Genomic DNA, 25,882 nt, shown 5'->3' with positions numbered 1-25,882 from the left:
CGAAATTGGTAAAATATTTTCATAATTTTGGATAAATTGTCCGAACTGGGCTAAATCGACAAAAAAATCCCGCTCTATGAAGAGCGGGACGGATATACCTACAGCTTGATGCGCACGGTGATCCCCATAGCTCCATGTCATTCATCCTATTGACGAACGCGATGGGGTCAAACCCTGCATCCTCGTCACATCTCCTGAAAACTAGCGAGCCGCTTCTCGTACGCAAAAAGCCTTTATTCATTTTTTCAATGATTCATAGATACTGGCTGCCTGCGCTATAGTTCGCGCCAAGGGTGCCTGTCTATTGCGGGTTACCCGTTAAAAACGACCGTCTTGTTCTCGTGCACCAGAATGCGGTCCTCGATATGCCATTTCACCGCTCGCGCCAGCACGACACGCTCGATCGTCCGGCCGATCCGCTTCAGCTCGCTGACATCGTCGCGGTGGCTGACCCGCTGAACGTCCTGCTCGATGATCGGTCCCCCATCCAGCTCCTCCGTCACGTAGTGCGCGGTCGCCCCGATGATCTTCACCCCGCGCTGATAGGCTTGGGCATACGGTTTGCCGCCGACGAAGGCCGGCAGGAATGAATGGTGGATGTTGATGATCCGGTTGCGGTAATGCTCGATAAAGAACGGTGAGACGATCTGCATATACCGGGCGAGGATGATCACGTCGATGTCACCGCCCACAACTTCAAGCTGGCGCTGCTCCGCTTCCTTCTTCGTATCCGCCGTCACCGGAATGTGATGGTACGGAATGCCGAACGATTCCACATATTCCTTCATATCCGGATGGTTGCTGACCACCATGGCGATTTCGGCATCCAGGTCGCCGGCCTGCCACTGCCACAACAGCTCGACCAGACAGTGGTCTTCCTTGGATACGAAAATGGCCAGCTTCTTCTTACGGCTGACGTTCTGCATTTTCCAATCCATCCGGAAGGTCGATGCCACTTCGCTGAATTGGCTTTCCAGCTCCGGCAGCCTCTTCTCCAGCTCCGGCAGGTCGAATTCAACGCGCATAAAGAACATGCCGCCTTCCGGATCCATCGTATATTGGTCCGACTGGACGATATTCGCGCCGTGTTGATGCAGAAAATGCGATACCGCCGCCACGATTCCCGGTCCGTCCGGACACGAAATCAGCATTCTGGCGCGGTTGGCGTGCGCGTTTCCCGTGTTGTTTTCCTTTTTGACATGCAATTCCATGTGTAAATCCATTCCTCTCTCTCGTGTTCTCTCTCTTGAACCGTATGGCCCCTCTGTGATTCTGTCGGCTTACGCCAAAATTCCTTTACCCGCAAACCAGGCGGTCAGGCGCAGATTGATCTGCTCCTCGCTGAGCTCAGGGAACAGTCCCGCTTCCATAATCATGTCGTACAGACGCTCCATCGGCTCGCGCGGATCGGCTTTCTTCGCCTTGGCGTCAGTTTTCAGCACATTCCACACGTCCAGCACATATTGGCGTGGATCGACTTCCTGTTTGCCAAAGAAGGAATGCAGCTGTTCAACCTGGCCGAGGAACTCAGAGCCGAAGCGTTCGCCGACATTGCCGCGAAGCAGCGCAATCTCCACCTCGTACATAGGCCGCTGCGTCTTCGCATCCTTGCCGATCCACGGCGTTTCCAGAATGAACGGGAGCCCTTGCAGCTTCTCGTGGTGGACAACGCGGTTGATGGCGTCAAAGCCGATCCAGCCGGATCCGATTGGCGTATGACGGTCTTTGGCGGCGCCGCGCGGATTTTTACTGTCATTGATATGAACGACGCCGATCCGGTTCAGACCGATGATCCGGTCGAACTCTTCCAGCACGCCATCAAGGTCGTCCACGATATCATAACCGGCGTCATGAATGTGGCAGGTGTCCATGCAGATCGTCAGGCGTTCGTTGTGCTTCACCTTGTCGATCATACGGGCGATTTCGTCGAACGTGCGTCCCATCTCCGTGCCTTTGCCGGCCATCGTCTCCAGCGCGATATGAACCTCCGTCTCGTTGGTTCCGTCGAGCACTTCATTCAAGCCGTCGGCGATGCGCTGAATGCCGTATTCGGCATCCATGTCGGTGTAAGCGCCGGGATGCAGCACGATGTTTTTGACCCCGATGGCATGGGTCCGGCGGATTTCCTCCTGCAAAAAGTTTACGGCGAGCTCAAACGTATTCGACTTATAAGAGCCGAGGTTAATAATGTAAGGCGCGTGAACGACGATTTCGTCGATGCCGCTCTCTTTCATTTGGGCTTTGCCTTCTTCGATGTACATCGATTCAATGGGCTTACGCCGCGTATTCTGCGGTGCGCCCGTATATATCATAAACGAACTCGATCCATAGGTGTCCGCTTCTTTGGTTGCAGTTAACAGGCCCTTGTCCGAAAAGGACACGTGAGAACCAATTTTGAGCATGGTTTATCCCCCTTAAACGAATTATCCCTTATTTTATCGTGGATAATGAAATAAATCTATAAATGCGTTATAATTCTAAAGAATGGAATATAACTGCGATAAACGATTTATAGAGGTGACAATATGCATAGTTCACTGGGCACAAAGTTGCTGACTGCAACGGCGCCGTCCAACACGTTTATGAATTCCATATTTGTGTGGGCCATCATTTTGCTTGTGTGCATGGTGATCGGCGGATATTTTATGATCCGCAAATTTCTGAAGGTGCTGCCGAAGAATGACGGCAAGTCCAAGCTGGACTGGCAGAATTACTGGGTCGAAACCAGCCGGCATCTGTGGACGGACGAATCCAAGGCGTTTCTGGACAAACTGGTGAAGCCGGTACCGGGTCCCTTCCGGGATATCGCCAAGCATTCGATTGCAGCCGAAATCGGAAAAATTGCGGTGGAGAGCGGAGCCAAGGAAGTGACGCAGGATCACTGCATCCAAGGATATATCAAAGCAACGCCAAAACGGGACAATAAATTCCTGGTGGCCTTTCTGAACAAGAACCAAATTGACTATACACCTTACAAGCATCTGATGGACGAATAATCCGCGGCTGGGACCGGGTTTTCAGGACCTTTTCCGAAGACCCGGGAACGGGAAATAGAATAGCGCTTTATAGAAGGAACACCCCCGTGCAGGAGTGCTCACATTGAAGAAATGGGTTCATTTCGACAGTCTGATCTCTGCCGGGGGTTATTTATATACATATCATAAAATGAAATCAACTTCGGAGGAGAGGATCGGATGAGAGTCGCCATTTGCGGAGGTACCGGCTTTATCGGCAGCGCGCTATCGGAGCATCTGCTCAAGAACGGGCACGAGGTGACTGTTGTCACCCGCAAGCTTCCGCCCGATCATAAACGCGACCCTAGGCTGGTGTTGTATACGTGGGATGAAATTGCGAGCCATCCCGAATTGATGGAGGGCATGGACGCGCTGGTCAACTTGGCCGGTTCTTCATTAAGCCAGCGGTGGACCGCCAAGGCAAAGGACAGCATTATCCGCTCTCGCCTCACTACCGTAGCTGCCGTCGCCAAGCTTGTGGAGGAGCTGCACAGCAAGCCAGGGGTCGTCATTCAGGCCTCAGCTATTGCCGTCTACGGCACCTCATGGACCGACACCTTTGACGAAAACAGTCCGAAACGGGTCATGGATTTTCCTTCGGATGTCGTCAGCCGGTGGGAAGACGCTGCCGACAGCATCCAGGGCGTGCGGCTCGTCAAGCTGCGCATCGGCGTCGTGCTTGGAAATCAGGGCGGAGCCTTCCCGATCATGCGCCTCCCCTACAGGCTGGGGGTCGGCGGCAAAATCGGCAGCGGCCGGCAGTGGCTGTCCTGGATTCATCTGGAAGACATCGTCCGGCTGATCGAGTTTTGCATGACGCATCCGGAGGCCGAGGGTCCGGTGAACGCCACGGCACCTGAACCGGTTACCAACGATCAATTCGGGCAAGCCGTTGGCCGTGCGTATCACCGGCCACATTGGTTTCCGGTACCCGCCGTGATGATGAAGGCCGTTCTTGGCGAACAATCCTTGATCATCTTGGAAGGCCAGCGCATTCTTCCGGCCAAGGCGCTTGAGCTGGGCTTTAAATTCCGGTATCCCCGCCTTCAGGAGGCTTTGAACGACCTTGCCAACAAGCCGGGATGAACGTTCTACAAGGGATCTCAGGATACCTTGAATGTATAGACTCCACTGATGATGGTAAAAGTGTCCCCGTCATTCAGCGGATACTCCTTGTAGGGCACCATAGGCTCTCCATGCAGCTTGGTTCCGTTGCGCGAGCCCAGATCCTTGATCAGGTAGCCGCCGTCCTTGCTTCTGGCCAGCTCGACATGCGCGCGCGAGGTGCCTGTGGAGGCTTCTACATACTGGGCAACCTCTTCCGACCTTCCAATCACGAAGTGCGGCAGCTTCAGCTCGATCCGTTCAGAGGGGCGCCCCTGCTCCCCTTCGCGAATCAAATAATAGCCGGGACTGCCGGAGCGACGGCCTTTCCCTCCGGCAGCACCATCCACAGGCGCAGATAGAAGTACAGTCGCATTACTTCGTCCGGTGCCGGACATAGCCTGTCCTTCCTTCAAACGGAAATCGTGCCCGGCGCTTCCATCCGATCCAGCATGCTCGCTGGCCGCACGTTCAACCCCGGCTGCATGGGTAGCCTCAAGGTGGCTCCACAGACGCTGCCGGATATCCGAATAATGTTCCCGGTCGGCCGGAGTTTCCAGACCTTCCCGACCTTCCCGTTTTTCCCGTTCTTCTCTACCATCCCGTCCTTCCTGTCCGATCCCAACCCCGCTTCCAACTCCGCTCCCCAGACCTAGCCCCTTATTGTTAGAGCCTACCGCCGAGTAGCTTGGCCAACTTGTCTCGCTTGTCCTCTGCCCTCCTCCCCTCAGCTCAATACCTGTTGATGCAGCAAGTAAATCCTGCGAAAACTTCCACTTCCAATCCGGTTCCGCATCATCTGTTCCGTGATCGTCATCATCGTGATCCTTTCGCCTGCTGCCTTTGCCGAACCAGCCGGTCAGCTGCTCCACCTGAAACCGTGGGATTCTCTTTCGTGAAGCCGAATGACGATCATCATCGATTTCACCCGATCCGAAATCCGGGATTTCTCCTTCCAGCGCTTGCTGCGCAGAACGGCCCAGCTTTAGCTTTCCAGACCAGCTAAGCCAAGCCCCCACACCAAGCAGAATCGTCAATAAGATACTGATCAGCAGCGAGCTTGTCGTAGGTTTCGGCATATAAATCATCCGCCAGATGACGGCGGCACATAATAGACAGCCCAAAGCAATATAAATCTTTCCACCAGACTTTCCGTTTACTTCCCGTTCATCGTTTGCGTCTAAGACATCGTCACGGTCCGGATTCCGGTTCCACTGGTCAAATGCTTCCTGAAGCCCGCCCACTCCCGGAAAGGAGTCCCTTTCGAGGCCTTGCCGATCTGCCTTCTGCAATGGCATAGACCGCGGCCGATCCCCTTCGGCTGCCCGAGCATTTGTTCTTGCCTTATGAAAAGGGACCACGCTGCTGGCTGCAGAGTCTTCTGCTTCTCTTATTCCTTTTCCCGGAACACGACTGCCACCTGGCAACCATTGCCTGTCAGCCTGCTGAAAATGATTTTGATACCCTTCTACCGGCTGGCCGCCTCCCGAATGGTCAGCATATCCATGTCCATCATCCTCCTCGGCGGTTAACAGTTCGAGCAGGAGCTTTTTAAGGCCGGAGACCGAAAAGTCCTCGCCTCCGGTGAATTGAAGCAGTCTTTGAACACCGTTTCCCTTTAGCTCCTGGACCGTGGCCATCAGCCGCGTGACTAATTCCTTCAATCGGATTCGCAGCGGCTTGTCCTGAAACGGCTCCTCCAGTGGAACATAGGTAAAATAAAGCGTTCCCGAGTGCAAGGACCCGTCAACGAAGATGTAATCCTCGTCCAACACATACTTATCCGGCTGCAGCATGTAAGACTTGCTCTCTTCCAGCGTCCCGGCCACCTGGCACAAAAGCCCGTAATAATCCGGCATGCTGAGCCTCTCTCCCCTTAGCATATGGGACAGCATCTTCTTGCCTGTAATGTCATACTGGAGCGTTACCCGGAGATCCATCTCCTTCAGGCGCAGCGGAAGAAATCTGGCAATCCGGGAGGCCGAAATCATAGATAACTCTATATTGTTTAATTCATCGGGACGGTACCCTTCAGCAGGGCCAATGACCATAAAGGTTCCGTCATGTTGAATAAAGTCACGCGTCAGGGACTCCAAACCGGTGTTCACCTCCAAAAACCATCTCTAGGAACTTATCACTTCGTAAACTCAAGAATCATAAATACATGCACGCGCATATAAAGCCAGGCAGCACGGCAAGCATAAACGGAAAATGAAGCTGCTCTTTCCGATTTCCCCTCAAGCTGGTCAGGCTCCTTAATACAAAAAATCCGGACAGGCTCCCCGCGGCTTGGCGCAGTCGCTTCATTGCGTCCCTCCTCCACAAGGAAATCAACAGCCCGATGATTCCCGCAAAGATGACCGAATAAACCACGCACTGGACCGCAAACAGAGCGCCCATCCAGGCACCGATCCCGGCAAACAGCTTCACATCTCCGGCTCCGACCGCGCCCATCCAGTACATGACGAGCAGCACCAGGAATCCGGCAGCCAGCCCTTTCCCTGCAAAAGCGAGCCCGGACCAGCCGTCCCAAATTCCGTGGAAGGTTATCCCCGCGATAATTGCGCTGAAATTTAGCTTATTCGGGATCTTCATCGTCCGGATGTCGGTCACAAAAGCAGCGGCAATCAGCACTGCACATCCATATATGGCTGGATTCACGGTACAACCGCCTCCTTTCCCCTTCTTTATGTAGTTGAACTAAACTAACTGTTACCGTAATTACGGTAAAGGTATCGGACACATGAGGTTAAGCAGGCCAAAAAGAGGTTTTGCACGACCCAAACGAGGCTAGTACACCAATTGAGGTAAAACCACCAATTGAGGTATGAGCTATCCCTTTACAACGGTAAACATAACCTCCAGCCGCTGGCCGTCCGAAGTCGTGATGACGAAGGGCCATGTTCCGGGTGTCGTGTTAGGTCCAACCCACCATTCCCACTCGATAGTTCCATCCGCGTCCGCCTGCTTTTCCCCCAAGTATTTGGCGGTGCTTTGACCGCTTTTATAAAACACAGATAAATTTGCCGATCCGTTTAGAGCGATCTTGGCGCGCACCTTGGCCTTTTTGCCTACATACGCGGGATCGGGTTTGGATAAAATGCTGATGGATGTGCGTCCATCAACATCCCCTTCACCCTCTCCTGAGCCTTCTTCATCAGTGGCGCCGATCCACAGGCGTTCCTGTGCTTTGGCCTGAATCACGATTTTTCTATTGATAAAAGGGACCTTTATCGGCAGCTCGTAGCTCACTTCAATGCCAAAGTACGGATCCGTCCTGTTCTTGAGGTCAGGGATTTGAATATTGGAAACATGAATTCGCTCGTAGCTTAGAAAATGGCTTTGCACTTGTGGCTTCAATATCGGTTTGACCACCGGATCGAGCACCGCCTCTGCCGTCTGATTTTTTAAATCCTGTAGCGGAGCTTCGGCCCGCCCCACTGCCTCATTCGTCCATTCCTTCAGGGGAGACGGAAGAGCCCCCGTATATTGGGAAGCCCAATCGCTTAGCGACAGCTCGGGAACCGACCAGCTCCCGGAGTCACGCTCCTTGGATTCGTCTCCCGTCCCTGCGGATGCTTCCGGCTGGATGGCCAAAGCCACCGGATATATGTGGGAAGATACCAGCTTGACGGTATCCGAAACGGTGCTTTGCAGCGCCGTAGAAATGAGTGTCATCTGAACGATATAAATCAGAAAAATGACGAAGAACAAAAAGACGGGCAGCACCAATGAGGCTTCCAGGACGATACTGCCCAGCTCCCGCTTCCCCCGCTTCGGAAACGCTTTGGCGAAAGCAGAAGCTCTCCCCCAATTCATGCGGTGCAGGCGATCAATAAGCAAAATCCGCTTTTTTCGTAACATAGTAACGGTTTCCTTCCACGTTATCCGGACTGCCTCCGGCATAACCCGCCATTTGGATCACGCCGGGCAGAAACCACAGCCTCATTCCGATCCGGACTTCGCCAGAAGCATACGTGGCGCGTTCTGCAGGATTAATTCCCGTATTCAGACGAATCAGCGCCAGCATTCTGGACATTTTCTTCTTATTGTCGCTGTGGATCAGCAGGAAAAATCTCAAGTAGTCACGGTATGTCATTTGAATCTTGACGTAACTGGACAGCTCTATGGATCCTTCCCTGCAGAGCTTCACCATGTCGGCCATGGCCATCTCTACTCCGTACAGCAGCGCTGCAGCTAGAACGAGCAGAGGATTTCCCAGTTTGCTGTTCTTCACGAGCCCCTCCATGGTCCGAACCGCCAGCCGTGCCGCAAAAATTTCGGCATAGGCCGCTGACACATTACCCACCGGGTTATGGAAGCCGTACACGATATACTCCAGCTCTTGATGGCTTACGCTCATCTCATCGGCAACCGCATCCCCAAGCCGGCTTCCCGGGCTTGCCGCCGCATCTTTCAGCAGTCCAAGATCAAAATGGGTAAAATACAGCGCTGCATATTCGTTCTGGAACAGTTCGTCCTTGATGCCCGACATCATCCCCCCCATGGATCCATACACCGAGTCCGTCTGCTTCATGGCCGATTTGCCCGCATCATAGGGGTCATGATCAAGGTCGGTCCCCTTGTACTCGCTGCCTGCGTCTTCCTTATTAAAGGTCAAGCTATCGTCGTAATACTGCTGAAGCTCCTGGTATTCCTCATTGTGCTGCTTCACTTTCTGGTCCAGCTTATTAATGCTTTCCAAAATGCCCGCCGCTTCGGACAGCCTGGCCTTGCTCTGCTTCTCTTTTTCTTTCCTTTCCTTGTCGGATCCCCGATGCTCCTGCAGCTGACCCGCCACCCGGTCGAGCTTATTCCCACTGCCTGACACGGCGTAATCATGGACATAACGGTCAGCGGCGCTTACTCCCCGGATCACCTCATTTTTCATGCGCCCACTGCTTCCCTGAACGCCGGAAGACTCGGCAAGGGAAGATAAAAGTGTTGATAACTGGTTGTTAAAGGCACTATAACCCTGTTTTTGGGTCTTAATTACATCATTCAATTCCTGAAGCAGACTATCGGACAGCAGCAGTTGGTCTATGCCGTCCCGGATGCCATGAATCGCCGCTGGATCGCTTCCGGATGCTTCCGGTGCCGCCCCCGGGATTATGGCGCTCCCGACCTGATCGTAGCCTTCGGTCCCGCCGCGGTTTCCGGCTTCTGTAATCACTTCCTTCATCTTATCGTTGCTGCTCCGGGCCTCCTCCCAGTACTCCAAGGCATTCTGGAGTTCCTTCGCATGGCTCTTGGCCGCCGAGGACTGGATGCCCTGCAGGCGGGAAATGACCTTTCCTGAGCTGCGGTTATACTCCCGTATTTCCGAGCTGTACTGTTCCTCTTCGTCTTCGCCACGGTTTGCATCCTGATTGGCCTTGTCTACGTAGTCCTCATATTGTGCGGCGATGTCGGCCGCGCTGACCACTTCCGAAGAACCGAGCGATTGGTCCGGTATCGCCCCTCCGGCAGGGCTCATGATCAAATCCGGAGCCTCCTTCAGGCTTTGACCGGCCTTTCTTTGGGCCGCCAGCATCTGATCGAGGGCCTCCTCGCGCTTGTCATACAGCTTCTGCAGCTTGCCCAGGACATCCACCGTATCCGAGGCTTCCTTCATGGATTCGGACAGCGGCTTGAACCTGCTGACGAGTTCCAGAGAAAAGTCGATGGGCGCTTTATACTTCATCTCCTCGCTGACTTCCCTATTAAAAATGTCATACTCCCCCAGCATCCGTTCCATCTTGAGCGACGAGGTGTCCAGCTGAAGCGGAAGCAGATCAAACCGATCGCTGCGGTCTCCCTTGTCCATCGTGCTGTTAAGCACGCCAGCCATAATTTGATCGCCGCTCGTGCTGCCGTGTGCAAAAAGTCCATACCTTTCCTGCAGTTCAGGGTCGTACGACGACATGACCGACCGGACCGCCGCACGGACCAACCGCTCGCTCTGCACCTTCATCGCCGCGATCCGGGCGTAGTCGATAAATAATGCGACAAACGCAAAAATCATGGCCAAAACCCCAATAAGAAAGATGGATACCGATCCACTTTCCGAGCGTCTCATGCCGAACACCCGCCAATCCTCCTCTCCAGGTCCTAAGGCTGGCTTCCGGAAACTTGAAGCTGCTGCAGCACCCCAGCCGCGCTGCCTCGATCCATCCCTTCACCAGCATCATTCTTCTTGAACTTCGAGCCGTAGTATCTCATCAGATGGATGCTGCGGATAAATTCTACCGGATCCACGACCAAAGAACTCCCGGAGGTTCGAAGCTCGCTCCCTTCGTCCAGCATGGCATCGAGCGGCCGAAGGGAGATCATTTGGTTCAAGCTGGCAGTTACTTTCCGCTGCAGCAGAGCATTTTTATAGGTCATATCCCCCTGCATGCCTGCCGGAATTGCCGAGCCGGTTTTGCTCAGCTTGATCGCCGTCAGCGCCCCTTGCGTGGAAGAGGTACTTGGAACGGGTACTGTCTGCGAGTTTTCGGCTCCTGCCCAGCCGAACAACGCACCAAGCCATTGATCGTCTGTCATTCGCCAATACAGCGAATCATATTGGTTGACCGGAACCGAGCCGTCAAGCGCTTCTTTATGGCTGTTATCCCAGCTGTAGGCCGTGCGCTCCGCGGCTGCGGACGCCGCTTGATGCAGCATGCTCTGCTGATACATATACAGGGACAGAAACAGCAGAATCATCGTCGTGAACAGAACGACCGGCATGACGAGGGAGGCTTCCAGCGTAAAGCTTCCCTCGCATTCTTTTAACCTAGCTCGTAAATTCTTCACTTTTTTTGTTGACGTTAGCCAGCAGTTTGTTGATAAGCTCCATAATTTGCTTCTTAAACAGAAGCGCTATAATGAGGATCACGACGATAATCAGCAGCATTTCGAGCGTTCCGAGCCCCTCCTCGTCCTTCCATAATTTCTTGCCGCTTCGTCTTATCATTGTCAGCATTTATACCCCTCCTACATGTTCATCATCATAAAAGCCGGTGTGCCCACCAGCACAATCACGATCATAAAAATGACCATCATTGGAAAAACGAGCTTTGACGAGGCTTGCTCTCCTCGTGTCCGGGTAATGGCCTTGCGCTTCTCCCATAATCCCCGGGACAAGTCGTTCAGAGCCATGGCAAAGTCGCTGCCCCCTCGCCGCAAATTGAGCAGCACGGCTGTCGTAAACGCGGATACCTCCTGCACGGCACAGCGTTTGCTAAAATTCTCAAATGACTGCTGAAAGGAATATCCGCCTTCCAGATCATCGATCATCCGGATTAGTTCCTTATAAAGCGGATGATCCCTTGGGGTTTCCTTCTGACGTGCGCATCGCGTGATGGCCTTCTGCACCGTCTCGCCGGCTCCGACCAGCAGGACGATCTTGTTCAGCAGCTCGGCCAGCTCGATCGTAATATCCTGGTCCCGCTTATCAACCTTCGTGTGCAGGTCCTTAATGATCGCGGCCGGCAAAAGGATGGCCAGCAGCCCTCCAATAATAAGCCCCGTGTTCCCCCCGGCGGCAAGCGTCAGCAGGCAGCCCAGCATCAGCATCAGCCAGCTGTAACACAGCATCTCTCCGGCATACAGGAGCGTCATCTCCACGCTGTGCCGCTGCCCGTAAATCTTCTGGATCGAGCGCTGAAGCCTGAAGAAAAAGAGCGGAAAACGAGCAGTCAGCTTGTATTGGTCGATGATGTACAGCATGGGCCGCATCACCGCTCTCAGCCGAATCCCTTCCATCGGCAATGTCATCAACCGCTTATATTTGTCGCCGCAGCGCTGGTTCTGCACCACCCAACCTCCCGCCAGCAGAGCCAGCATCACGGCAGCCAATAATTTCATGACTTCACCCCGTTCACACCTTGATATTCATCATTTTCATAATCCATAGCAGGCACCCGGCCAGTCCCGCCAGTGCCCCTGTCGAAATCACGATGCCCATCCCGCTGTACAGCGACTGCATATAGTCTCCGGCCGTAAAATTCATAAACATCAGCATCAGGATAGGCGCAGCCAACAAGGCTCTGGATTCAAACTTTTTCTGGGCGATCATGACCGAGATCTCCTGTTTGATATCCAGCTTCTCGCCGATCACAGTTGAGGTGTGCCGAACAACCTCGACAAGGTCCCCGCCCGTGCGCTTACACGTCGTGAACACATCCGCAAAATTCGTAATATCCTCCATTGCGGCACGGCGGCTGAAGTCATTCAATGCATCCTCGACCGGTTCGCCATACTCCATCCGCGCGCAGATAATGCCCAGCTCGGTAATCAGGTCATTCTCCGCATCGGGGTCGAGCATCCGCAGGTCCTGAATAGCCTCCCTAAAACCGTTCTCCACCGATTTGCCCGCAGACAGAGAGGAAGACAGCGAATACAGCGCCTGCTTAAAGTGAAGATTCATCGCAGTCCTCCTGCGCTCGAGAAGATGAGCCCTCCAAAACCGCGGAACGATCCATCCGCCGGATGCCATGATTATAGCTACGAGCCATTGGTGATAGAATAAATAGCCAATTCCGAAGCATAACAAGCCCCCAATAGCAATGCATGCCGTACGCTGGAGCCCGTTCAGCTCATAAGTCTGGTAATCCGGAAGCTTCTTCCCTATACCCTCTGGAGGGGGAGATCCGCCCATGCCTTGCCTTCTGAGCGCCCTGACTGGCTTCTTGGGAGGAGCGGCCTCCCGCCGGTTACCGTCGCTCTCTGTTCCCTGCTGTTCGTGTAACATCGCTTCACCTCCCTGGTGACAGTACCCAACTGGTTTATTAAGGCCTTTTAATTTGATGCTGAATCAAGCAGCCCGCGACCCCAATCTCTTCATATTTGAATTATAAATGTCCGCTTCACTTCTTTGCGGCGGCGATTCCCGCAGCCTGAAGCTTTGCGACATGAATCAATCCGTTTCCCGTCGGCTCCAGCTCCCCTTCAACCTTTCCTTCCTTCTCCCCCGTCTCCCGAAAACGGAACAGCGGATTAAGGACCACCTCGCCGTTCTCCAGCCCGGCCACCTCGCTGATTTCAGTGACCTTCCGCGTGCGGTCGCGCATCCTGGACAGATGGACAAAAATATCGATCGCCGAGCTGATCTGCTGGCGGACGACAGGCACAGGCAGATCCGCTCCGCTCAGCACCATCGTCTCCAGCCGGCTGATCATATCGCGCGTGTTGTTCGCATGGCCTGTCGATAAGCTTCCATCATGGCCGGTGTTCATCGCCTGCAGCATATCGAGCGCTTCGCTCCCCCGGACCTCGCCGACCACGATCCGATTGGGACGCATCCGAAGGGAGGAGCGGATCAGATCCCGGATGGCGATTTCCCCTCTCCCCTCAGTGTTGGCGTTACGGGTCTCCAGAGCGACCAGATTGGGGACCGTGACAATCTGAAGCTCAGCCGAATCCTCAACCGTGATCACCCGTTCGTCCGGCGGGATGAACTGCGACAGGGCATTGAGGAACGTCGTTTTGCCGGAACCCGTCCCGCCGCTGATAAAGATGTTGTATTTCCCCACCACCAGCTGCTGCAGAAACTCAGCCGCCTCCTGACTCAGTGCTCTCCGGACGATCAAGTCCTGCATCGTCATCGGCGATTCGGGGAACTTCCGGATCGTCATCGTCGGCCCCTTCAGCGCAACCGGCGGCAGGACGATGTTGACCCGCGAGCCGTCCTTCAGCCTGGCGTCCACGATCGGCGAAGACTCGTTGACGACGCGGTTCACGCCGGCAACGATCGACTGGATAATGTCTTCAAGCCTCGACCTCGATTCGAACTTCAGCGGCAGCCGGGACACCACGCCGTCCTGCTCGATAAAAATATCCTCGTGGCTGTTGATCATAATTTCGGTAATCGCGGGATTGTCCACTAAAGGCTGCAAAATGTCGAGCCCGCGGAACGAATCGAAGATCCGCCGGATCAGGCTGCGCTTCTCCTGCGCGGTCAGCTCGCGAAGCTCAGGTCTCCTGAACACCGTCCGCTCGATATACTGCATCAGCTCCCGGTTGCCCAGCGCAGAAGTCACGTCCAGTCCGGACCGGATTTCTTGACGAAGCTCGCGGAACAGCTCTTCATCCATATCCCCTCACCCCCGAACCACTGACGAATGAGTCCCCCAAGAGGGACTTGCACAGCTTGAGGATATCCCGCTGGTAGATCGGCGAGCTGAGCAGCAGCTCTTCGTTGCTGTTTTGCTTCCAGGAAGGGATATACGGCAGAACGCCGTCCACCTCCGGAATGCACGCGGGCAGCGGATTGGCCAGCTGCCCGGTGAACCGATTGACCACGTACCGGCTCTTTCCGGCAAGCTCGGCGAACAGTTCCGGCTGGCTTCGCTCCATAAACGCAAACCACTGGCCGTTTTTGTACAGATTGGTGATATCGTCCAGCATCAGCCAGACCAGGTGGCGGCATCCTTCCAGGACGGCGGCCATGCGTTCGTTCGGCCCGGAATCTGTGTCGGCGATCACCACGTCGTACCGGCCGCTTGCCGCGATGCTCTGCAGCAGCTTCCGTGTATCGGCCTTACCCAATTGAACCAGCTCTTTCAAATTGGTGACGGGTTTGAACCAATCCGCACGAATTCCCGGATGATGGACGGTGTACGGCTCCGGAGATACCATTGTCTGCACATGCTTCTCCTCCTGGGCCGCTTTCAGCTCATACAGCATCCCGGGCAGCCCCTCGGCACTCTCCGCACCGCCCCCCTGTCTGGGAAAAATTCCGCTGCTGTTCACGGTTTCGAGGTTCAAATAAAATACCGACAGGCCGGCCGCCCCCAGCTGTTTGGCCATATTAACGGCTGCGGTCGTCTTCCCGCTCCCGCCCACAACGGAGACGAAGCCGATCGTCACGGCCTCTCCGTCTGCCACCGGCAGTGTACGCCGCTGACCTTCCCTCCGGCATAAGCCGAGGATGGAAGCCATCAGCTCCGGAAGGGGCTGATATTTAGGGAGCATCGGTCCTTGTATAGAGGCGGCCTCCCCATGTCCGAGCAAAATCCAGTTCGGTATATCGCCGTTCTTCCCGGCAAGCCAGGGTTCCAGGAAGGCGGCCTCCCCAACGACGGCGTCGGGCAGCTCCTCGCCGTCCATATACTTCAAAAAAGCGTCCAATTTAGTGAATCCGGATATGTGCAGCTTGTCCCCAAACTCGCTGCTGTGAACATAGTGCAGGATACCCTCCAGATACTGCGCCTCCTTGACCGCAAGCGTAATTCGGTATGGTACCATTACGAATGATCCCTCCTTGTTTCCAGACAGCAAAAAAGCACCGTCCAACAACCCGCCTGGCGGGTGTTAAACGGTGCTTCCGCTATTGGTAAGTATTTACTTAATTTAGAATTTATCACATCCGGACCGGAAACACAATACACTTTGACATGAAAAAATCGATCCGGTGACAGTTCATTTTTCACAGAAAACGGTTCCTAATCTCTGGCGTGGGCAGCAGGCAGGCTTCCTCCTTGCCAAACCAGCGGTACCGGTTGCGCGCGACCCAGCGATAGATCACGTTCCGGAGCGGCGCAGGCACAGCGATGAAAGCATACAGAAGCGGCCAAGGCTGCTTTAAACGCCGCACAATCCGCAAAGCCGCAGCAGATTCCGTATAGTAGCGTCCGTTTTCAATCAGAACGACGGTATTTAGGGTTCCGACTGGCAATCCGCCCTCCCGGAGCAGCTTCTCTCCGATCTCGGACTGAAGTGAGGCAAAATGGAATATTCCTGCCGGATCCCGTTGGAGAATGAACTTGGTCAGCCCCTGGCATAAATGACAGACGCCGTCAATCAGAACAATGGCATTTGGCTTACCTGCGTTTCCTTGCTGCATGGTCATCGGCGAGCCCTCCCTTACCTCCAGTATCTTCCTTATTGCCTCGTAAATCAAGCCACCTTATTACTCCCTCAATATAGAAAAAAGCACGGGATTCATAATCCCGCACCTGTATCTCCTGGATGATATTAATGGGCAAGCGCCTTATCAATCCATTGGTTCTCAACGATTTGCTGTTCCAGCTCGCCTGTAAAGCTCTCCATGCACTTGCAAATAAAGTCTTTGCGGCATACAGGACAAGGAGTTTTCTGCAATCGGCTGATGTTAGTCATTTTCCATTCCGGAAAACGGTTATAGAACGCACGGCACTCTGTTCCGTCAGCCAGGTTGATAATGAATTCGTACAATCCGCTTTTTTCATTGCTGCTGGCTTCTCTGACGTTCGTAATGATCGGTCTGTAAGACATATGCATCACCCGTTTATTTAGTTTTCTTGCCTCGGACAAATAGTACGTAACAAGTACTTAGACATATTAAATGAATTTTATATATCATGTCAACAAAGAAGGGTATGTAATTCATGTATTTGGCCCCAATATGTCTCTACAGTACCGATCGCTTTTGCTTCCCTTCAATATAAAGGATGCCTACCTCCCAAAGAAAATATCCAGAATCGTGCCAAGCTGATCTTTCTTTTTCCCTTCCAAAATATCGGGATTAAGCACCTCAACATTCCCGCAATGCTTGCAGGAAACAAATAAAAAATGGATATGCTGGATATCAAACATCTTGCTGAGGCCGGCTCCCGTCATGGAAACCTCACGGATGTCGCAGATCCGCCCCTTGCACTTAACGCAAACAAAACGATCCTCAATGATGTCCTTAATGCTCAAGCTGATCTCCCCTTTCCTTTGGTGCCTAACTATTTTACGCCAGGGCGGTGGAAATCGTTCCAGGGATATGGTTATGCCGAAAAAGGATCGACAAAAAGCCGGAAGCAGCCGCCACCGCGTGGTGAGCCCCCGGCTTTTGTTACGATGATAAAATTCAGCGGAGCTAAAGCCATTCCATCATCGCACGGAAAACTTCCGCGAAACGCGGCCAGTTTTCTATGAAGGTACGTCGATAGACGTTCGGATACATCCTGGCGTTATTTAAATAACGTTCAGCTCGACATCGATATTCCCCCGCGTGGCTTTGGAATACGGGCAGAATTCATGCGCCTTTTTCGCAAGCTCTTCCGCTTGTTCACGTTCGATCCCGGGCAGCTTGATATCGAGACGGGCCGCAAGGCGGAAACCGCCGTCGCTCTCGTCTTTGCCGATCATGACGTTGGAAGTGACTTCCACATCATTGAGCTTCACGCCGGCCTGGCGGGCCACATTGGCCAGTGCGCTTTCGTAGCAGGCACCGTACCCGGCTGCAAACAGCTGCTCAGGGTTGGTTCCATTGCCGCCGGCTCCGCCTAATTCTTTGGGCATACTGAGTTCATGCTTCAGGACACCATCGGAGGATGCGACCGAACCCTCCCGGCCGCCATGGACCGTTGCCGTTGCCGTATATAGAGCTTTCATCTTCATCGACTCCTTTTCCTGAAATTTGACCTTACCCTCATTAATTAAAGCGATCCTTCCTATTTGAAACGGGATCCTTCGGATAATGGCTATTCAGAAGAGGTGTGCATCCCATTCTTGTGTGTCCCAAAAATAATTGTACAACCACATAAAAGTTTCCCTAGACAAACAAATTTGTATGAGTACAATGAATAGTAGAACATTTATTACATTACAATAATTTTAATAAGGTGTGATGCATATGAAAGACACCGAAATTATACATCCTTCCAAGTCCAATACGTGGGAGAAACCGAAGGAAAGAACTTCGCTTTCTGACGTAAACCAATCTATGAAAGTCCCGGTGAACGCCTCGACTTTTCGCAAATTTCTGGCCTTTGTCGGCCCCGGATATCTGGTTGCTGTAGGCTATATGGATCCCGGAAACTGGGCGACGGACATCGCCGGGGGATCCCGGTTCGGCTATTCCCTGCTGGCCGTGATCCTGCTGTCGAACCTGATGGCCGTCCTGCTCCAGTCGCTGTGCAGCAAGCTCGGCATCGTCACGGGACACGACCTGGCGCAGGCGTGCCGCAGCCATTACAGCAAGCCCGTCAGCATCGGTCTGTGGGTGCTGTGTGAACTGGCCATCGCAGCATGTGATCTGGCCGAAGTCATCGGTTCGGCGATCGCCCTGAAGCTGCTGTTCGGGATTCCGATCCTGTACGGCGTGCTGATCACCGCCCTCGACGTCCTGCTGGTGCTGCTGCTGCAGCACAAGGGCTTTCGGGCGATCGAGACGCTCGTCATCGTGCTGATCGTGACGATCGGACTGTGCTTCGGGATCGATCTGTGGCTCTCCAAGCCGGATGCCGCCAGCATCTTCACCGGGTTCATCCCGACGGCCGATCTGGTGACCGATCATCAGAAGCTCTATATCGCCATCGGCATCCTTGGCGCGACCGTTATGCCGCATAATCTGTACCTTCACTCATCGATCGTGCAGACCCGGCAGTACGAAAACACCGACAAGGGCAAGCGGGAAGCCATCAAATTTTCCGTGTGGGATTCGACGATTGCGCTGACGCTTGCCCTGTTCATCAACGCGGCGATCCTGATCGTCTCGGCGGCGACATTCCACAAGGCGGGGATGACTACGGTCGCCGACATCAGCGATGCGTACCATCTGCTGACGCCGCTGCTCGGAACGACGCTCGGAAGTATTTTGTTCGCCGTCGCCCTGCTGGCATCGGGCCAGAACTCGACGCTGACCGGCACGCTCGCCGGACAGATCGTCATGGAGGGCTTCCTGAACCTGCGGCTGCCGTCCTGGCTGCGCCGGCTGATCACCCGGATGATCGCCATCATCCCGGCGGTCATCGTGACGGCCATCTACGGCGAGAGCGGCACCGAGGATCTGCTCATTCTGAGCCAGGTCATCCTGTCCCTCCAGCTGCCGTTTGCGGTGGTTCCGCTGGTCAAGTTTACTAGCGACAAGAAGCTTATGGGCAAATTCGTCAATCCGGTTTGGGTCAAAATATTGGCCTGGGTCGTGACGGCGTTTATCATTGTCCTGAACGTGTACCTTCTGATTCAGACCATTTTCGGTTAATAGCAACGGACACAATAAAAGCCCCGTATCTCATGGATGCCATGGATACGGGGCTTTTTTAAAATATCAGGACTTGCCAAGCTCGCTCAGGGCCAGGTTAAGCTTCAGCACATTGACCCGCTTCTCGCCGAATACGCCGAGGTCCCGGCCCTCTGTGTTCCGCTCAATGAGACGGTCCAGCTCATCGGCCGAAACGCCGCGCAGCTTGCTGATCCGCGGTACCTGAGCTTTCGCTGATTCGGGTGTAATATGGGGATCCAGCCCGGAGCCCGAGTTGGTGATCAGGTCCACCGGAAGCTCGCTGACTGGCACGTCAGGGTTGTTCTTTTGCCAATCCGCGATCGAGGCTTGAACCCGCTTCAGCAGCTCGGGATTGGACGGGGCATAGTTGTTCGATCCCGAACCCTCTGCCTTGTAATCAATGCTGGAAACCCGCCCCTGGAAGAAGGAAGGGTCCGTAAAGGACTGGCCAATCAGCTCGGAACCCACGACCTTTCCCGTGCTGTCCTTTAGCATGCTGCCGCTCGCCTGGTTTGGAAAGATCAGCTGGGCCAGGCCGGTGCTCACCAGCGGATACGCAATCCCGCATAGGACGATCAGCACCAGACTCGTGCGCAGCGCGACACCCCACAAGGAGCCGTTCCACTTTTCTTCGCCGACCGCCGTCGTCACTGTCGTTTTCATATCTTATCATCCCTTTATCATAATCTATCGCTTATCCATTTCTTTAGTTCATTCTATTTAAATCCACAAATGAACCACCAGATCAATCAGCTTGATGCCAATAAAAGGCGCAATCACGCCGCCAAGGCCAAAGATCAGCAGGTTGCGGCTCAGCAGGCGGGACGAGCTTACCGGCTTGTAGGCCACCCCTTTCATCGCCAGCGGGATGAGCAGCGGGATAATGACCGCATTGAAAATCAAGGCGCTCAAGATCGCCGAAAGCGGCGAGCCGAGCTTCATGACGTTCAGCACGTTCATTTCCGGGATGGCGGCCATGAACATGGCGGGGATGATGGCAAAATACTTAGCCACGTCATTCGCGATGCTGAACGTGGTAAGCGCGCCGCGGGTCATCAACAGCTGCTTGCCGATGGCCACGACCTCGATGATCTTCGTCGGATCGGAATCGAGGTCGACCATGTTGGCCGCTTCCTTCGCGGCCGCCGTGCCGCTGTTCATCGCGAGCCCGACGTCGGCCTGAGCCAGCGCCGGCGCGTCGTTCGTGCCGTCGCCGGTCATGGCGACCAGCTTCCCTTCGGCCTGCTCGCGGCGGATGACCGCGATTTTGTCCTCCGGCTTGCTCTCAGCGATAAAATCGTCAACGCCTGCCTCCCGGGCGATCGTAGCCGCGGTCAGCGGGTTGTCGCCGGTACACATGATCGTCTTGATCCCCATTTGCCGGAGCTGGTCAAAGCGTTCCTTCATGCCGGGTTTGACCGTATCCTTCAGGTGAATCAACCCGTAAATACGGCCGTCCACGGCGACAGCCAGTGGCGTACCGCCTTCCGACGCGATTTTATCGGATTCCATATCCAGATCCGCCGGAATACTTCCACCTTGGGCCTGCACCCAGCGCTTCACCGCGTCCACCGCTCCTTTACGGACATGCCGCCCATCCACCAGGTCGATGCCGCTCATCCGCGTCTCCGCCTTGAACTCGATAAACTCTCCAGCGGCGGCCGCTTCCGGATGTACCTCCATCGACTGCTTCTTCACCAGCTCCAGCACGGAGCGGCCCTCCGGCGTCTCGTCTTTAACCGAGCTGACGGACGCCCAATAAGCGGTTTCCGCGTAATCCGCGCCCCCCACCGGAATGAACTGGCTCGCCATCCGGTTACCGAAGGTAATCGTACCCGTTTTATCCAAAATGATCGTGTTGATGTCGCCGGATGCCTCGACGGCTTTCCCCGACATGGCCAGCACGTTGAACTGCGTAACCCGGTCCATGCCCGCGATGCCGATGGCGGACAGCAGCCCGCCGATCGTCGTCGGAATGAGGCACACGAGCAGGGAGATCAGCACCGGGATATCCAGCGAAATGCCGAAATGCTTGGCAATTGGCGCTAACGTGACGACCACGATCAGAAATATCAACGTTAGTGTTGTAAGCAGCGTGTTAAGCGCGATTTCATTAGGTGTTTTCTGGCGCGCCGCCCCTTCGACCAGGGATATCATCCGGTCCAGGAACGATTCGCCCGGATCGCTTTTGATCATCACCTTGATCTGGTCACTGACGACGCGGGTTCCCCCGGTGACTGAGCTGAAATCGCCGCCGGCTTCTTTGATCACCGGTGCCGATTCGCCGGTAATCGCCGATTCGTCCACCGATGCAAGGCCTTCGATGACTTCCCCGTCACCCGGGATCATCTCGCCTTGGGAGACAATGACGACATCGCCTTTGCGCAGCTCGGCCGAGCTGACGACCTTGATCTCGCCGCCCACGATTTTGTTCGCCGTCGTGTCTTTTTTGCTCTTCTTGAGCGTATCGGCCTGGGCCTTACCCCGGCCTTCCGCCAGCGCCTCCGCGAAATTCGCGAACAGGACGGTGAAGAGCAATATCAGAAACACGGTCAGATTAAACCCTATCCGTCCCTCGGTATGAAAATAAGAGGGAAAAAGAACCATCAGCAGCACCACGAAGGTGCCGACCTCCACAACGAACATGACCGGATTTTTCATCATTACGGCCGGGTTCAGTTTCATAAAGCTGTCTTTCAGCGCCTGTTTGGCAATGCCGCCAGACAGCATGCTTTTGCGTTGTCCGCTCATGACTTGCTCCACCTCTTTAGTTAAGTGTTAAAAATTCGGCGACCGGCCCCAAAACGAGGACCGGAAGGAACGTCAGCGCCCCGATCAGCAGCACGGTTCCGGTCAAAATGCCGGCGAACAGCTTGTTGTCGGTCCGGAAGGTGCCCTGAGTCTCAGCGACCTTCTGCTTCACCGCCAGCGAACCTGCAACGGCGAGCAGCGCGATAATCGAAATATATCGGCCGAGGAGCATCACCAGACCGGTGCTTACATTCCAGAATACGGTATTGTCCGCCAATCCCTCGAACCCGGAGCCGTTATTCGCCGCCGAGGAGGTGAACTCATAGAGCGACTGGCTCAAGCCGTGATACGAAGGATTGGTAAAGGCATCGGTTCCCAGGTGCGTCATAAACGAAATCGCCGTCGGCGCAAGAATAATGAAGGGATGCATCAGAATTGCCACCGCAATCAGCTTCATCTCCCGGGCTTCGATCTTCCGCCCCAGAAATTCCGGCGTCCGGCCAACCATCAGGCCGCAGATAAATACGCCGAGGATCGCATACATGATCATATTGACGAAGCCGACCCCCTTGCCGCCGAACACGACGTTCAGCATCATTTCGGCCAAGGGCGCAAGTCCTCCCAGCGGCGTCAGCGTATCATGCATGTTGTTGACCGACCCCGTCGTAGCGGCGGTGGTGACGGTTGTGAACAACGCGGACTGCGCGATACCAAAGCGCACCTCCTTGCCTTCCATGCTGCCGGCCGAGCTGTTGATTCCCAATTGGTTGATCAGCGGGTTGCCGGCTTTTTCCGAGAAATACGTCAGGCACAGGAACGCTACGAACAGCGTCATCATGACGCTGAAAATCATCCAGCCCTGCTTCTTGTTCCGGGCGAACCGTCCGAACGTGTAAGGCAGTGACGCCGAAATCGTCCACATGCTGAGAATTTCGATCACGTTGGTCAGCGGGCTCGGGTTCTCGAACGGATGGGCCGAGTTGACGCCGAAGAAACCTCCCCCGTTCGTTCCGAGGTGCTTGATCGATTCCAGCGAGGCTACAGGACCCAGCGGAATCTGCTGCACGCCGCCACCCAGCGTTTGCACGGCCCGCATCGGCTCCAGCGTCTGCGGCACTTTGAGCCCGACCAGCACCAGGGTCACGATGAGAGCGAGCGGCACGAACAGGCGGACATGCGCCTTGATAAAATCCTCGAAGAAGTTCCCGAGTCCCTCACCCCTGCGGGTGATGCCGCGCATAAAAGCAATCGCGATAGCCAGGCCCGAAGCGGCCGAGGTAAACATCATCATCGTGATGACGATCATTTGGCCAAAATAAGACATGCCGCTCTCTCCGCTGTAATGCTGGAGGTTCGTGTTCGTCATAAAGCTGATGACCGTGTTGAAGGACAGGCTCGCCTCCATATTGCCGATGCCGCTCGGGTTGCCCGGAAGGCCGCCCATCGTTCGGAGCAATATATAGCTGATCGCTACCAGAAAAATATTGGTTGCGATCATGCTGAGCGCGTACTTTTTCCAATTCATGCTGCCCCGCTGCTTCAGCCCGATGATCCGGTATAGAACTCTTTCCACGCCGCTGAAGATCCGGTCCGTCCGATTCGGTTCATTGGAGAACATATGATATACGTAAGTGCCTACCGGCTTCACGAGCAGCAGGAGCACGAAAATCACGATACAAATTTGCAAAATATCCAAGGTTGGCTTCCCCCTCTTACGAGCATGTTCTGCTTTGGCCCCTTGAGGCTTACAGATTTAAAATACCGGTCAAAATTTTTCCGGATGGATCAAGGCGTAAACCAAATAGATAAAGACAAGCACGGCGAATGCCCCAACGACGATCATTGGTCTTTGCCCCCTTCTTCCACCACTCGGCCGCACCAATGAAGAAATAACAAGAACACGCCATAGGTGGCAGCGAGTGCAAGTATCATATATACATCCATCATCGTTTCCGGTCTCTCCTTTGCATGGTTAGAATCATCTTTATTTCAGTAAAAATCCGACTTCGCCGTTTAAGGTATAAATGATGTGATCGGCACCAAGCCCCCGGTAAATGCCGGGTGAGCTGCCCCTCTGCGTAATGACATATACCGGTTCCGACGTCCAGGGACGGCAGATTTGCAAATAGCGGCAGGTCAAGTTGAGGCTGCTTTCAAACAGAAAGATTTTGCCGACCTCCATTTCGGGCACCACCCAATACTCCGCTTGATTCGTATTCAGCCGGATGATCCGCTGCACCCCCATCTTTCTCAAGAGGCGCTCCTCCTGAGCGCTGTTGGTCAGAACGGCAAAGGGCCTTTTCCAATACATCAGCAGCTTGATAAAATTGCGTCCCGCCTCGTTCGGCGCGGTCACGATGACGACGTTGTCCATTTCAAAGGCTCCTCCTGTGCGGCAGCCGCAAATACGCAAAAGAAGCCGCAGGGAAAGAAGGACCTTTCCCGCGGCTTCTTGAATGTAGACGAATATGAATAGGATCGTCCTTTATTCAAAATGCGCACGACAAGTGCTGCCTCTCCCGTTACGCTGACGAGGTTAGCTGTCGGATTCGGGCGTGAGAGTCGCCCTACCTTCCGGTACTTGCCGTACCGGAAAGATTCACCCCGGCGGCTTCCGTTCCAGGCGGCCGCTGTGGTTCCCCCGCTCCCGGCCGTTTCCGGCCGAAATTAAGCGTTATTGATAATTGTATGTGATTGTGATGAATGCTCTCTTTTGTTCCAGTAAGCTAAAAAAGGGTAAAAAAAACACAGAGGCCAGCTGATCCCCCTGTGATCCGAAAGTTTATTCGGGTCGCAAGTTTCATCATTCCTCTCTCAAACGACGCTTACGAGGTTAGCTGACGGATTCGAGCGGTGAGAGTCGCTCTACCCGGCCGGATATCCATGGCATCCGTAGCCGGGATTCACCCCTGCGGCTGGCAGCAGACCCCCGACTCTCACACCGGTTCGCTGCTCCATGGCACGCGTTTGGTTCCCCCGATTTCCGCGCTTTTTTGCGGAAACTCAGCGATTAGTAATGGAAACTGTATTGAATACGCTCTGAATCATACACCCGCTCCTTCCAAGCTGTAAAGGCAGTCTAAAAATCATGAACCGCGAATTTTGGAACATTCAGGACCTTATTAGCGCTTACATTTTGGCTTTTTGACTTCTACCTCTTCCATGCTCCCGATTTGGCGCATTTATGGAAACCAGGTCATTCCGGGACACCGGCTCGCAGGAATATCCGCATTGACATTACAGTTCAATCGTTTAAAATTAAATTGTGCGCTTGGTAAATGCTTCGGCTGGATGATGATTCATAGCAGCACAAAAGGAGGAGGATGGCAGTGAGCGTCTATGATTTTCAAGTGAACACGCTGCGCGGCAAAGAGGTATCGTTAAAGGAATATGAAGGTGACGTGCTGCTGATCGTGAACACGGCCAGCAAATGCGGATTTACGCCGCAGTTTCGCGGGCTGCAGGAGCTGTACGACGAATTCCGCGACCATCATTTTCAAATTCTCGGTTTTCCGAGCAACCAGTTTGCCAATCAGGAGCCAGGTACCAGCGAGGAGATCGGCGAATTCTGCCAGATGAATTACGGGGTCACGTTCCCGATGTTTGAGAAGATCGACGTCAAGGGCAGCAACGCCCATCCACTGTTTCAATACCTTACCCGGGAAGCGCCGGGCGTGCTCGGATCAAAAGCGGTCAAGTGGAACTTTACCAAGTTCCTGGTCGATTCCAAGGGAAGGGTCATCAAGCGTTACGCGCCCAAAACGACACCCGACAAAATCGAAAACGACATCCGCAAGCTGCTTGAATCCGGAAAAAGCGAATAGGCAAATCAGCCCCACAAAATAACGCTACTTGCTGCGATCCGAATTCACTTGCTTTGCGGGACCCCGAAATATACGAAAATGCAATAAGCAAAAAAAAAAGCTTCCCTGGATTTCTCCAAGGAAGCTTCTTTCTGTGTTCATAGATGCGGTAGAGAGGACTCGAACCTCCACGGGCGTACGCCCACTACCCCCTCAAGATAGCGTGTCTGCCATTCCACCACTACCGCATATCCAAAGTTCATTTAGCGAAC

The 25,882-nt window shown here is 54.2% G+C and carries 26 protein-coding genes, 1 tRNA gene and 2 riboswitches; of the genes, 5 read left to right on the top strand and 22 right to left on the bottom strand.

All coding sequences use genetic code 11. The features are described from left to right. Window positions 1-311: 311 nt before the first annotated feature. Together purU and ABIE48_RS01755 are read right to left on the bottom strand one after the other, a co-directional pair. The gene (gene purU, locus ABIE48_RS01760; protein ID WP_192716296.1) at window positions 312-1,211 is read right to left on the bottom strand and encodes a formyltetrahydrofolate deformylase; all 900 of its coding nucleotides are present in this window, start codon (window positions 1,209-1,211) and stop codon (window positions 312-314) included. A gap of 69 nt (window positions 1,212-1,280) precedes the next feature. Further along, window positions 1,281-2,402, bottom strand: coding sequence for a deoxyribonuclease IV (locus tag ABIE48_RS01755; RefSeq protein ID WP_076173461.1), 1,122 nt, complete (start codon window positions 2,400-2,402; stop codon window positions 1,281-1,283). Window positions 2,403-2,525: 123 nt separating this feature from the next. On the opposite strand from ABIE48_RS01755, the gene ABIE48_RS01750 reads away from it, so the two are divergent. Further along, window positions 2,526-2,996 (top strand): DUF2621 family protein, encoded by a 471-nt coding sequence (locus ABIE48_RS01750; RefSeq protein ID WP_105446035.1) that lies wholly within the window; start codon window positions 2,526-2,528, stop codon window positions 2,994-2,996. 198 nt (window positions 2,997-3,194) lie between these two features. Continuing rightward, window positions 3,195-4,100, top strand: coding sequence for a TIGR01777 family oxidoreductase (locus tag ABIE48_RS01745; RefSeq protein WP_192716295.1), 906 nt, complete (start codon window positions 3,195-3,197; stop codon window positions 4,098-4,100). 17 nt (window positions 4,101-4,117) lie between these two features. On the opposite strand, the gene ABIE48_RS01740 is transcribed toward ABIE48_RS01745, so the two are convergent. From ABIE48_RS01740 to ABIE48_RS01680, 13 genes are all read right to left on the bottom strand, one after another. Further along, window positions 4,118-6,226 carry a DUF6382 and FHA domain-containing protein gene (locus ABIE48_RS01740; protein WP_192716294.1) on the bottom strand — a complete coding sequence of 703 codons (2,109 nt, stop codon included), beginning with the start codon at window positions 6,224-6,226 and terminating at the stop codon, window positions 4,118-4,120. A 46-nt stretch (window positions 6,227-6,272) separates the two neighbouring features. Next, a complete protein-coding gene (locus ABIE48_RS01735; protein ID WP_258875279.1) occupies window positions 6,273-6,779 on the bottom strand; it encodes an A24 family peptidase in 507 nt (168 codons plus the stop codon). Window positions 6,780-6,950: 171 nt separating this feature from the next. Beyond that, complete coding sequence (locus ABIE48_RS01730) at window positions 6,951-7,982, bottom strand: TadE/TadG family type IV pilus assembly protein (protein ID WP_354518178.1); 1,032 nt, start codon at window positions 7,980-7,982, stop codon at window positions 6,951-6,953. After that, a complete protein-coding gene (locus ABIE48_RS01725) occupies window positions 7,951-10,176 on the bottom strand; it encodes a TadE/TadG family type IV pilus assembly protein (protein ID WP_192716621.1) in 2,226 nt (741 codons plus the stop codon). Before ABIE48_RS01725 ends, ABIE48_RS01730 begins: the two co-directional genes overlap by 32 nt. 32 nt (window positions 10,177-10,208) lie before the next feature. Next, window positions 10,209-10,895 (bottom strand): TadE family protein, encoded by a 687-nt coding sequence (locus ABIE48_RS01720; RefSeq protein ID WP_354518176.1) that lies wholly within the window; start codon window positions 10,893-10,895, stop codon window positions 10,209-10,211. Continuing rightward, entirely contained in the window at window positions 10,876-11,064 is a 189-nt protein-coding gene (locus ABIE48_RS01715; RefSeq protein WP_116231932.1) for a Flp1 family type IVb pilin, read from the bottom strand. Before ABIE48_RS01715 ends, ABIE48_RS01720 begins: the two co-directional genes overlap by 20 nt. 11 nt (window positions 11,065-11,075) lie before the next feature. Further along, window positions 11,076-11,948: a type II secretion system F family protein gene (locus ABIE48_RS01710; protein ID WP_192716293.1), complete on the bottom strand. Its 873-nt coding sequence runs from the start codon at window positions 11,946-11,948 to the stop codon at window positions 11,076-11,078. A gap of 13 nt (window positions 11,949-11,961) precedes the next feature. Beyond that, complete coding sequence (locus ABIE48_RS01705; protein WP_192716618.1) at window positions 11,962-12,741, bottom strand: type II secretion system F family protein; 780 nt, start codon at window positions 12,739-12,741, stop codon at window positions 11,962-11,964. A 208-nt stretch (window positions 12,742-12,949) separates the two neighbouring features. After that, window positions 12,950-14,176, bottom strand: coding sequence for a TadA family conjugal transfer-associated ATPase (locus ABIE48_RS01700; protein WP_192716292.1), 1,227 nt, complete (start codon window positions 14,174-14,176; stop codon window positions 12,950-12,952). Continuing rightward, window positions 14,169-15,329, bottom strand: a complete 1,161-nt coding sequence (locus ABIE48_RS01695; RefSeq protein WP_145025925.1) for a P-loop NTPase family protein — start codon at window positions 15,327-15,329, stop codon at window positions 14,169-14,171. The genes ABIE48_RS01700 and ABIE48_RS01695 overlap by 8 nt, the downstream gene beginning before the upstream one ends. 181 nt (window positions 15,330-15,510) lie before the next feature. Then, window positions 15,511-15,933 carry a thiol-disulfide oxidoreductase DCC family protein gene (locus tag ABIE48_RS01690; protein ID WP_145025927.1) on the bottom strand — a complete coding sequence of 141 codons (423 nt, stop codon included), beginning with the start codon at window positions 15,931-15,933 and terminating at the stop codon, window positions 15,511-15,513. A gap of 125 nt (window positions 15,934-16,058) precedes the next feature. Further along, a complete protein-coding gene (locus tag ABIE48_RS01685) occupies window positions 16,059-16,337 on the bottom strand; it encodes a hypothetical protein (RefSeq protein ID WP_089549992.1) in 279 nt (92 codons plus the stop codon). Window positions 16,338-16,517: 180 nt separating this feature from the next. Next, window positions 16,518-16,682: a zinc ribbon domain-containing protein gene (locus tag ABIE48_RS01680; protein ID WP_397342080.1), complete on the bottom strand. Its 165-nt coding sequence runs from the start codon at window positions 16,680-16,682 to the stop codon at window positions 16,518-16,520. On the opposite strand from ABIE48_RS01680, the gene ABIE48_RS01675 reads away from it, so the two are divergent. Next, window positions 16,635-16,985 (top strand): hypothetical protein, encoded by a 351-nt coding sequence (locus ABIE48_RS01675; protein ID WP_260869442.1) that lies wholly within the window; start codon window positions 16,635-16,637, stop codon window positions 16,983-16,985. The two genes, ABIE48_RS01680 and ABIE48_RS01675, sit on opposite strands and share 48 nt — an antisense overlap. A 39-nt stretch (window positions 16,986-17,024) precedes the next feature. Here ABIE48_RS01675 and ABIE48_RS01670 read toward each other — a convergent pair whose 3' ends face one another. Then, window positions 17,025-17,444: an organic hydroperoxide resistance protein gene (locus tag ABIE48_RS01670; protein WP_089549991.1), complete on the bottom strand. Its 420-nt coding sequence runs from the start codon at window positions 17,442-17,444 to the stop codon at window positions 17,025-17,027. A gap of 241 nt (window positions 17,445-17,685) precedes the next feature. On the opposite strand from ABIE48_RS01670, the gene ABIE48_RS01665 reads away from it, so the two are divergent. Continuing rightward, window positions 17,686-19,035, top strand: a complete 1,350-nt coding sequence (locus ABIE48_RS01665) for an Nramp family divalent metal transporter (RefSeq protein ID WP_192716291.1) — start codon at window positions 17,686-17,688, stop codon at window positions 19,033-19,035. 66 nt (window positions 19,036-19,101) lie between these two features. Here ABIE48_RS01665 and kdpC read toward each other — a convergent pair whose 3' ends face one another. From kdpC to ABIE48_RS01640, 5 genes are all read right to left on the bottom strand, one after another. After that, window positions 19,102-19,719, bottom strand: coding sequence for a potassium-transporting ATPase subunit KdpC (kdpC, locus tag ABIE48_RS01660; RefSeq protein ID WP_192716290.1), 618 nt, complete (start codon window positions 19,717-19,719; stop codon window positions 19,102-19,104). 57 nt (window positions 19,720-19,776) lie between these two features. Then, window positions 19,777-21,807 (bottom strand): potassium-transporting ATPase subunit KdpB, encoded by a 2,031-nt coding sequence (kdpB, locus tag ABIE48_RS01655; RefSeq protein ID WP_192716289.1) that lies wholly within the window; start codon window positions 21,805-21,807, stop codon window positions 19,777-19,779. A 16-nt stretch (window positions 21,808-21,823) separates the two neighbouring features. Further along, entirely contained in the window at window positions 21,824-23,503 is a 1,680-nt protein-coding gene (gene kdpA / locus ABIE48_RS01650) for a potassium-transporting ATPase subunit KdpA (protein ID WP_354518172.1), read from the bottom strand. Window positions 23,504-23,572: 69 nt separating this feature from the next. Further along, on the bottom strand, window positions 23,573-23,650 hold the full coding sequence (gene kdpF, locus ABIE48_RS01645) for a K(+)-transporting ATPase subunit F (protein ID WP_354502751.1): 78 nt from the start codon (window positions 23,648-23,650) through the stop codon (window positions 23,573-23,575). Window positions 23,651-23,791: 141 nt separating this feature from the next. Further along, the gene (locus tag ABIE48_RS01640) at window positions 23,792-24,181 is read right to left on the bottom strand and encodes a hypothetical protein (protein ID WP_192716288.1); all 390 of its coding nucleotides are present in this window, start codon (window positions 24,179-24,181) and stop codon (window positions 23,792-23,794) included. Between the two features lie 137 nt (window positions 24,182-24,318). Next, window positions 24,319-24,491, bottom strand: a riboswitch (cyclic di-AMP (ydaO/yuaA leader). Window positions 24,492-24,613: 122 nt separating this feature from the next. Continuing rightward, window positions 24,614-24,826: riboswitch (cyclic di-AMP (ydaO/yuaA leader) on the bottom strand. 310 nt (window positions 24,827-25,136) lie between these two features. Here ABIE48_RS01640 and ABIE48_RS01635 point away from each other — a divergent pair. Then, window positions 25,137-25,631: a glutathione peroxidase gene (locus ABIE48_RS01635; protein WP_145025948.1), complete on the top strand. Its 495-nt coding sequence runs from the start codon at window positions 25,137-25,139 to the stop codon at window positions 25,629-25,631. A 144-nt stretch (window positions 25,632-25,775) separates the two neighbouring features. Here ABIE48_RS01635 and ABIE48_RS01630 read toward each other — a convergent pair. Further along, window positions 25,776-25,858 (bottom strand) — tRNA-Leu (locus ABIE48_RS01630). Between the last annotated feature and the right edge of the window lie 24 nt (window positions 25,859-25,882).

Source organism: Paenibacillus sp. OAE614, from assembly GCF_040546645.1.
In the GTDB taxonomy this organism is placed as follows: Bacteria; Bacillota; Bacilli; order Paenibacillales; family Paenibacillaceae; genus Paenibacillus_AQ; species Paenibacillus_AQ favisporus.
This window is presented reverse-complemented; position numbering and strand designations above follow the sequence as displayed.

Excerpts from the sequence above, each read along its gene's own strand:
- purU (WP_192716296.1), bottom strand. The coding sequence starts at position 1,211 with ATGGAATTGCATGTCAAAAAGGAAAACAACACGGGAAACGCGCACGCC.
- ABIE48_RS01755 (WP_076173461.1), bottom strand. The coding sequence starts at position 2,402 with ATGCTCAAAATTGGTTCTCACGTGTCCTTTTCGGACAAGGGCCTGTTA.
- ABIE48_RS01750 (WP_105446035.1), top strand. The coding sequence starts at position 2,526 with ATGCATAGTTCACTGGGCACAAAGTTGCTGACTGCAACGGCGCCGTCC.
- ABIE48_RS01745 (WP_192716295.1), top strand. The coding sequence starts at position 3,195 with ATGAGAGTCGCCATTTGCGGAGGTACCGGCTTTATCGGCAGCGCGCTA.
- ABIE48_RS01730 (WP_354518178.1), bottom strand. The coding sequence starts at position 7,982 with ATGTTACGAAAAAAGCGGATTTTGCTTATTGATCGCCTGCACCGCATG.
- ABIE48_RS01725 (WP_192716621.1), bottom strand. The coding sequence starts at position 10,176 with ATGAGACGCTCGGAAAGTGGATCGGTATCCATCTTTCTTATTGGGGTT.
- ABIE48_RS01715 (WP_116231932.1), bottom strand. The coding sequence starts at position 11,064 with ATGCTGACAATGATAAGACGAAGCGGCAAGAAATTATGGAAGGACGAG.
- ABIE48_RS01710 (WP_192716293.1), bottom strand. The coding sequence starts at position 11,948 with ATGAAATTATTGGCTGCCGTGATGCTGGCTCTGCTGGCGGGAGGTTGG.
- ABIE48_RS01705 (WP_192716618.1), bottom strand. The coding sequence starts at position 12,741 with ATGGGCGGATCTCCCCCTCCAGAGGGTATAGGGAAGAAGCTTCCGGAT.
- ABIE48_RS01700 (WP_192716292.1), bottom strand. The coding sequence starts at position 14,176 with ATGGATGAAGAGCTGTTCCGCGAGCTTCGTCAAGAAATCCGGTCCGGA.
- ABIE48_RS01695 (WP_145025925.1), bottom strand. The coding sequence starts at position 15,329 with ATGGTACCATACCGAATTACGCTTGCGGTCAAGGAGGCGCAGTATCTG.
- ABIE48_RS01690 (WP_145025927.1), bottom strand. The coding sequence starts at position 15,933 with ATGACCATGCAGCAAGGAAACGCAGGTAAGCCAAATGCCATTGTTCTG.
- ABIE48_RS01685 (WP_089549992.1), bottom strand. The coding sequence starts at position 16,337 with ATGTCTTACAGACCGATCATTACGAACGTCAGAGAAGCCAGCAGCAAT.
- ABIE48_RS01675 (WP_260869442.1), top strand. The coding sequence starts at position 16,635 with ATGGATATGCTGGATATCAAACATCTTGCTGAGGCCGGCTCCCGTCAT.
- ABIE48_RS01680 (WP_397342080.1), bottom strand. The coding sequence starts at position 16,682 with ATGACGGGAGCCGGCCTCAGCAAGATGTTTGATATCCAGCATATCCAT.
- ABIE48_RS01670 (WP_089549991.1), bottom strand. The coding sequence starts at position 17,444 with ATGAAAGCTCTATATACGGCAACGGCAACGGTCCATGGCGGCCGGGAG.
- ABIE48_RS01665 (WP_192716291.1), top strand. The coding sequence starts at position 17,686 with ATGAAAGACACCGAAATTATACATCCTTCCAAGTCCAATACGTGGGAG.
- kdpC (WP_192716290.1), bottom strand. The coding sequence starts at position 19,719 with ATGAAAACGACAGTGACGACGGCGGTCGGCGAAGAAAAGTGGAACGGC.
- kdpB (WP_192716289.1), bottom strand. The coding sequence starts at position 21,807 with ATGAGCGGACAACGCAAAAGCATGCTGTCTGGCGGCATTGCCAAACAG.
- kdpF (WP_354502751.1), bottom strand. The coding sequence starts at position 23,650 with ATGATCGTCGTTGGGGCATTCGCCGTGCTTGTCTTTATCTATTTGGTT.
- ABIE48_RS01640 (WP_192716288.1), bottom strand. The coding sequence starts at position 24,181 with ATGGACAACGTCGTCATCGTGACCGCGCCGAACGAGGCGGGACGCAAT.